This window comes from Citrobacter sp. Cpo089, from assembly GCF_030332695.1.
Classification (GTDB): Bacteria; Pseudomonadota; Gammaproteobacteria; order Enterobacterales; family Enterobacteriaceae; genus Citrobacter; species Citrobacter portucalensis.
Genome location: NZ_JAOWHJ010000036.1, coordinates 48,346 through 54,788 on the forward strand (window position 1 = coordinate 48,346; position 6,443 = coordinate 54,788).

At 51.2% G+C, this 6,443-nt stretch carries 5 protein-coding genes, 1 other RNA gene and 1 pseudogene; all 7 read left to right on the forward strand.

The features are described from left to right. Positions 1–284: 284 nt before the first annotated feature. A complete protein-coding gene (gene garP, locus OGX92_RS05955) occupies positions 285–1,619 on the forward strand; it encodes a galactarate/glucarate/glycerate transporter GarP (RefSeq protein ID WP_003828604.1) in 1,335 nt (444 codons plus the stop codon). Between the two features lie 15 nt (positions 1,620–1,634). Beyond that, complete coding sequence (gene garL, locus OGX92_RS05960) at positions 1,635–2,405, forward strand: 2-dehydro-3-deoxyglucarate aldolase (protein WP_063941599.1); 771 nt, start codon at positions 1,635–1,637, stop codon at positions 2,403–2,405. Positions 2,406–2,435: 30 nt separating this feature from the next. Continuing rightward, positions 2,436–3,326, forward strand: coding sequence for a 2-hydroxy-3-oxopropionate reductase (gene garR / locus OGX92_RS05965; RefSeq protein WP_003828600.1), 891 nt, complete (start codon positions 2,436–2,438; stop codon positions 3,324–3,326). 65 nt (positions 3,327–3,391) lie between these two features. Next, the gene (gene garK, locus OGX92_RS05970) at positions 3,392–4,537 is read left to right on the forward strand and encodes a glycerate 2-kinase (protein WP_032934186.1); all 1,146 of its coding nucleotides are present in this window, start codon (positions 3,392–3,394) and stop codon (positions 4,535–4,537) included. 32 nt (positions 4,538–4,569) lie between these two features. Then, an RNA gene (rnpB, locus tag OGX92_RS05975) (RNase P RNA component class A) lies at positions 4,570–4,946 on the forward strand. Positions 4,947–5,235: 289 nt separating this feature from the next. Continuing rightward, entirely contained in the window at positions 5,236–6,120 is an 885-nt protein-coding gene (locus OGX92_RS05980) for a hypothetical protein (protein WP_286586320.1), read from the forward strand. Positions 6,121–6,148: 28 nt separating this feature from the next. After that, positions 6,149–6,443: pseudogene (locus OGX92_RS05985) on the forward strand (IS1-like element IS1A family transposase); the annotation flags it as partial.

Sequence of the window (6,443 nt, forward strand, 5' to 3'; positions counted from 1 at the left end):
GTGATGATGATCACTTAAACTCAGCAAGGCCGCGTCGCCGAGGGTAGCAATACGTAAATGTGTGCATTAGCGCCCAGGCATGTGTGCATATGCCCAAAACATTAATTAAATAACGCTAGTTTAATGAGCGTTTGAACAATGATTAACGTTGTGTTGATGATTATACTAAATCACGGTTTCATAACGCCTGATAAATTATTATCTATTTCTATTATCGGTAATTTATCACGAGAAATACCCACAAAATAATAATAAAAACCTTTTATGTGCCCGAGGTAAATAGAATGATATTGGATACAGTTGTCGAGAAAAAGAAAGGTACGCACACCCGTTATTTAATATTGCTGATAATATTTATTGTTACAGCCGTTAACTATGCGGACCGTGCGACGCTGTCTATTGCCGGAACTGAAGTGGCGAAAGAGTTACATCTCAGCGCCATCTCAATGGGTTACATTTTCTCCGCCTTCGGCTGGGCTTACCTGTTGATGCAAATCCCCGGCGGCTGGCTGCTGGATAAATTCGGCTCTAAGAAAGTCTACACCTACAGTTTGTTCTTCTGGTCACTGTTTACCTTCCTGCAGGGCTTTGTGGACATGTTCCCGCTGGCCTGGGCGGGTATTTCAATGTTCATCATGCGCTTTATGCTGGGCTTCTCGGAAGCGCCATCCTTCCCGGCTAATGCCCGTATCGTGGCGGCCTGGTTCCCAACGAAAGAGCGCGGTACGGCATCTGCGATTTTTAACTCTGCACAGTATTTCTCCCTGGCGCTGTTTTCCCCGCTGCTGGGCTGGCTGACCTTCGCCTGGGGCTGGGAGCACGTCTTTACCGTAATGGGCGTGATTGGTTTTGTGCTTACCGGACTGTGGGTAAAGTTTATTCATAACCCAACCGATCACCCGCGCATGTCGCAAGAAGAGTTGAAGTTTATCTCTGAAAACGGCGCGGTCGTGGATATGGACCATAAAAAGCCGGGCGATGTGAAGTCAGGTGGTCCTAAACTGCATTATATCAAGCAGTTGCTCACGAACCGTATGATGCTTGGTGTATTCTTTGGCCAGTATTTTATCAACACAATTACCTGGTTTTTTCTCACCTGGTTCCCGATTTACCTGGTTCAGGAAAAAGGTATGTCGATCCTGAAAGTGGGCATGGTGGCTTCGATTCCGGCACTGTGCGGGTTTTTCGGTGGCGTGCTCGGCGGCGTGTTCTCTGATTATCTGATTAAACGTGGTTTCAGCATTACCCTGGCGCGTAAGCTGCCGATAGTGCTCGGCATGTTGCTCGCATCGACCATTATTCTGTGTAACTACACCGATAATACCGCTCTTGTGGTGGCGCTGATGGCGCTGGCTTTCTTCGGTAAAGGTTTCGGCGCGCTGGGTTGGCCGGTGATTTCCGATACCGCGCCGAAAGAGATTGTCGGTCTGTGCGGTGGGGTATTTAACGTATTTGGCAACGTGGCTTCCATCGTCACCCCGCTGGTGATTGGGTATCTGGTGAGCGAGCTGCACTCATTTAATGCTGCGCTGATGTTTGTAGGGTGCTCGGCGCTGATGGCAATGGTTTGCTACCTGTTTATTGTCGGTGACATTAAACGTATGGAATTGCAGAAATAAACAAAGGTATAGGCGATGAATAACACGATTTTCCCGAATAAGTTTAAAGCGGCCCTCGCGGCGCAACAAATTCAGATTGGCTGCTGGTCTGCATTGGCCAGCCCAATCAGTACCGAAGTTTTAGGCCTGGCAGGTTTTGACTGGCTGGTACTGGATGGCGAACATGCGCCGAATGATATCTCGACGTTTATTCCGCAATTAATGGCGCTGAAAGGCTGCGACAGCGCGGCGGTAGTGCGTGTACCAACCAACGAGCCAGTGATTATCAAGCGCCTGCTGGATATCGGGTTTTACAACTTCCTGATCCCGTTCGTTGAGACGGAAGAAGAAGCGGTTAACGCTGTGGCGTCGACCCGCTATCCGCCGGAAGGTATTCGTGGCGTGTCCGTATCCCATCGCGCCAATATGTTTGGCACCGTACCGGACTACTTTGCGCAGTCGAATAAGAACATCACCATCATCGTGCAGATCGAAAGTCAGCAGGGCGTTGATAACGTTGACGCAATCGCGGCGACAGAAGGCGTTGACGGTGTCTTCGTCGGACCAAGCGATCTGGCCGCGGCGCTAGGCCACCTCGGCAATGCGTCACATCCTGATGTGCAGAAAGCTATCCAGCACATTTTTGCCCGCGCGAAAGCACACGGCAAACCAAGCGGCATTCTGGCCCCGGTAGAGGCGGATGCGCGTCGTTATCTGGAGTGGGGCGCGACGTTTGTTGCCGTTGGCAGCGACCTTGGCGTGTTCCGTTCAGCCACGCAGAAACTGGCTGATTCTTTTAAGAAATAACCACCATCGACAGTAGAGAGAGATAAAGACATGACAATGAAAGTTGGTTTTATTGGCCTCGGTATTATGGGTAAACCAATGAGTAAAAACCTCCTCAAGGCAGGTTACTCGCTGGTGGTTGCTGACCGTAACCCGGAATCCATTGCGGAAGTAATTGCCGCAGGCGCTGAAACCGCCGCCACGGCGAAAGATATCGCTGAGCAGTGTGATGTGATCATCACCATGCTGCCGAACTCTCCGCATGTTAAGGAAGTGGCACTGGGTGAAGGCGGCATTATTGAAGGGGCGAAACCGGGCACAGTGCTTATCGACATGAGCTCCATCGCGCCGTTAGCCAGCCGTGAAATTAGCGATGCGCTGAAAGCGAAAGGCGTGGATATGCTGGATGCGCCGGTCAGCGGCGGCGAGCCAAAAGCGATTGACGGCACGTTGTCGGTGATGGTCGGCGGTGATAAAGCGATTTTCGACAAGTACTACGATCTGCTGAAAGCGATGGCAGGCTCCGTGGTGCATACCGGTGAAATTGGCGCGGGTAATGTCACCAAGCTGGCGAATCAGGTGATTGTGGCGCTGAACATTGCCGCGATGTCTGAAGCGCTGACGCTGGCGACCAAAGCGGGTGTGAATCCGGACCTGGTGTATCAGGCGATCCGTGGCGGGCTGGCAGGCAGCACCGTGCTGGATGCGAAAGCGCCGATGGTGATGGATCGCAACTTTAAACCAGGTTTCCGTATTGACCTGCATATCAAAGACCTGGCGAACGCGCTGGATACCTCTCATGGCGTTGGCGCTCAGTTGCCGCTGACTGCTGCAGTCATGGAGATGATGCAGGCGCTACGTGCAGATGGATTGGGTACAGCCGATCACAGTGCGCTCGCATGCTACTACGAAAAACTGGCGAAAGTGGAAGTCACTCGCTAACAAGAAGGGCGCGGATGCGCGCCCTGTATTTCTTGCCTTGCGCGGCACTGTCAGGCTACATAACTATGAAAATCGTAATTGCCCCAGACTCTTATAAAGAAAGCCTTTCTGCCACCGAGGTAGCTCAGGCAATAGAAAAAGGATTTCGGGAAATTTTCCCCGATGCGCAATATGTTTCTGTTCCGGTTGCCGATGGCGGCGAAGGAACGGTCGAAGCCATGATTGCCGCGACGCAAGGGAGTGAACATTCAGCGCAAGTAACGGGGCCGCTGGGCGAAAAAGTGAATGCCTGCTGGGGCATGTCTGGAGATGGTAAAACCGCGTTTATCGAAATGGCGGCAGCCAGCGGTCTGGCGTTGGTGCCTCCTGAAAAGCGCAACCCTTTAGTCACTACGTCACGCGGTACCGGAGAGCTGATTTTGCAGGCGCTGGATAGCGGTGCGCAGAGCATCATTATTGGCATCGGCGGCAGTGCGACCAACGACGGTGGCGCGGGTATGGTGCAGGCACTGGGGGCAAAACTTTGCGACGCCAACGGGACAGAGATTGGCTACGGTGGTGGAAGCCTGATGAGTCTGAACTCCATCGATATCTCGGGTCTGGATCCGCGCTTAAAAACCTGTTCCATTCGCGTGGCCTGCGATGTGACTAATCCTCTCATCGGCGATTCTGGCGCTTCGCGCATTTTTGGCCCGCAGAAAGGGGCGACGGAAGAACGCATTCTCGAACTGGACCGTAATCTGTCTCATTATGCCGACATCATTAAAAAATCGCTGCGGGTCGATGTGAAAGATGTGCCAGGCTCCGGTGCGGCAGGCGGAATGGGCGCGGCGTTAATGGCTTTTTTAGGCGCCGAGCTGCGCAGCGGTATCGAGATTGTGACCCAGGCGCTCAATCTGGAAGAGCATATTCACGACTGTACGCTGGTGGTGACCGGCGAAGGGCGGATCGACAGCCAGAGCATTCACGGCAAAGTGCCGGTAGGCGTGGCGAATGTCGCGAAGAAGTACCACAAGCCGGTTATTGGTATTGGTGGTAGCCTGACGCGCGATGTGGAGGTAGTGCATCAATATGGTATCGATGCGGTGTTTAGCGTATTGACCAGCATCAGCACGCTGGAAGAGGCCTTCCGTGGGGCATTTGATAATATTTATCGCGCCTCAAGAAACATCGCTGCCACGTTAGCGATAGGAATGCGCAGTGCGGGGTGACATTGCCCCGCAAACCCTCTATACTGCGCGCCGAAGCTGACCAGACAGTCGCCGCTTCGTCGTCGTCCTCTTCGGGGGAGACGGGCGGAGGGGAGGAAAGTCCGGGCTCCATAGGGCAGGGTGCCAGGTAACGCCTGGGGGGGAAACCCACGACCAGTGCAACAGAGAGCAAACCGCCGATGGCCCACGCAAGTGGGATCAGGTAAGGGTGAAAGGGTGCGGTAAGAGCGCACCGCGCGGCTGGTAACAGTCCGTGGCACGGTAAACTCCACCCGGAGCAAGGCCAAATAGGGGTTCACAAGGTACGGCCCGTACTGAACCCGGGTAGGCTGCTTGAGCCAGTGAGCGATTGCTGGCCTAGATGAATGACTGTCCACGACAGAACCCGGCTTATCGGTCAGCTTCAACTTCTTCTAAAACAATACGTTGGTGTGTCTCAGGCCTTAATAGGTAAAAATGTGACACAGACTGTGATACAAACGAGGCACACCAACGGCTGTTCCATCCCGAATATCCTGAAGCGTGGCAATCGCTACTGCCTTCATTTCAGACTACCTTTAGGTGGCTTCTTTCGTGTATCTTTAGGTTGCGATTCAGCCAGCAGAGCAAGGTTTATATCTTCCCGCCTCTCTATGTTCATTTCTCTTGTAAAATCGTCCAAGATGGAGCCAACCCAACTATTGGATATAGTGCAGAAAATGAAGAAATTAGAACAAAAAGACATTGATAACTATTTACTCAGCATTCAGGCTGCTTTTTATGCCGCAGTAAAAAAAATCCCCTCAAAAGTGCGTAGCACCTTGCGAGCGTCAGGTTCGTTGGTTGATGAAAAACGTAATGCGTCTGATTTCGGGCAACTGCTTGATTTTACCTTCAAACAAGACTCTGACCCATTGTCGATAGATTCAGTTATAGAAAAACTTAGTAGCCAATTTGATCTTACAGGAATGGAGGATGAGATCGATTATCTAGCTTCAGAATATGATCTCCTCTGGAGACACTACTGTGATGCGCATATAGCCTTTATAGATCAGCGAAATTCTGATTATCGGCAGATTGTTAACTCTATGCGTCCAGACAACGATTACACTCACACCGTAGCCGATAAATCTGAAGAACCATTGGCTTCTAAACTGACTTTATCTGAGGCATGGCAGGGATTTCTCAGCTTTAAATCTGATTGGGCACCGAAGATTAGGCAAGGCAATGAAAAATACTATGAAGTGATAGAAGCGGTTTTGGGGGCAGATACTCAAGTTACTGATATTACTCGACGTGATATCAAAAACCTGCTTGAGGTAGTTGAAGGTTTACCCCGTCAGAATAAGAAGCCTTATAACCGGATGACTATCCAGCAATGTTTGGACTTGGATGAAGTCCCAGAAGAAGATCTGGTTTCATCCAAAACAGTCAAAGATTATCTGAAGCTGTGTCAGGGGTTGTTTTCAACCTACCTGACTAAAGAAGAGGATATTCTTGAATCATCACCGACTCTTAACGTCACGTACCAAGCTAAAAGCCACAGCTATAGTTATTACACTCAAGCAGAAATGCGAGGTGATGCTGCCAACTTACTGATTTAGTGTATGATGGTGTTTTTGAGGTGCTCCAGTGGCTTCTGTTTCTATCAGCTGTCCCTCCTGTTCAGCTACTGACGGGGTGGTGCGTAACGGCAAAAGCACTGCCGGACATCAGCGCTATCTCTGCTCTCACTGCCGTAAAACATGGCAACTGCAGTTCACTTACACCGCTTCTCAACCCGGTACGCACCAGAAAATCATTGATATGGCCATGAATGGCGTTGGATGCCGGGCAACTGCCCGCATTATGGGCGTTGGCCTCAACACGATTTTACGTCACTTAAAAAACTCAGGCCGCAGTCGGTAACCTCGCGCATACAGCCGGG

Excerpts from the sequence above, each read along its gene's own strand:
- garP (WP_003828604.1), top strand. The coding sequence starts at position 285 with ATGATATTGGATACAGTTGTCGAGAAAAAGAAAGGTACGCACACCCGT.
- garL (WP_063941599.1), top strand. The coding sequence starts at position 1,635 with ATGAATAACACGATTTTCCCGAATAAGTTTAAAGCGGCCCTCGCGGCG.
- garR (WP_003828600.1), top strand. The coding sequence starts at position 2,436 with ATGACAATGAAAGTTGGTTTTATTGGCCTCGGTATTATGGGTAAACCA.
- garK (WP_032934186.1), top strand. The coding sequence starts at position 3,392 with ATGAAAATCGTAATTGCCCCAGACTCTTATAAAGAAAGCCTTTCTGCC.
- OGX92_RS05980 (WP_286586320.1), top strand. The coding sequence starts at position 5,236 with ATGAAGAAATTAGAACAAAAAGACATTGATAACTATTTACTCAGCATT.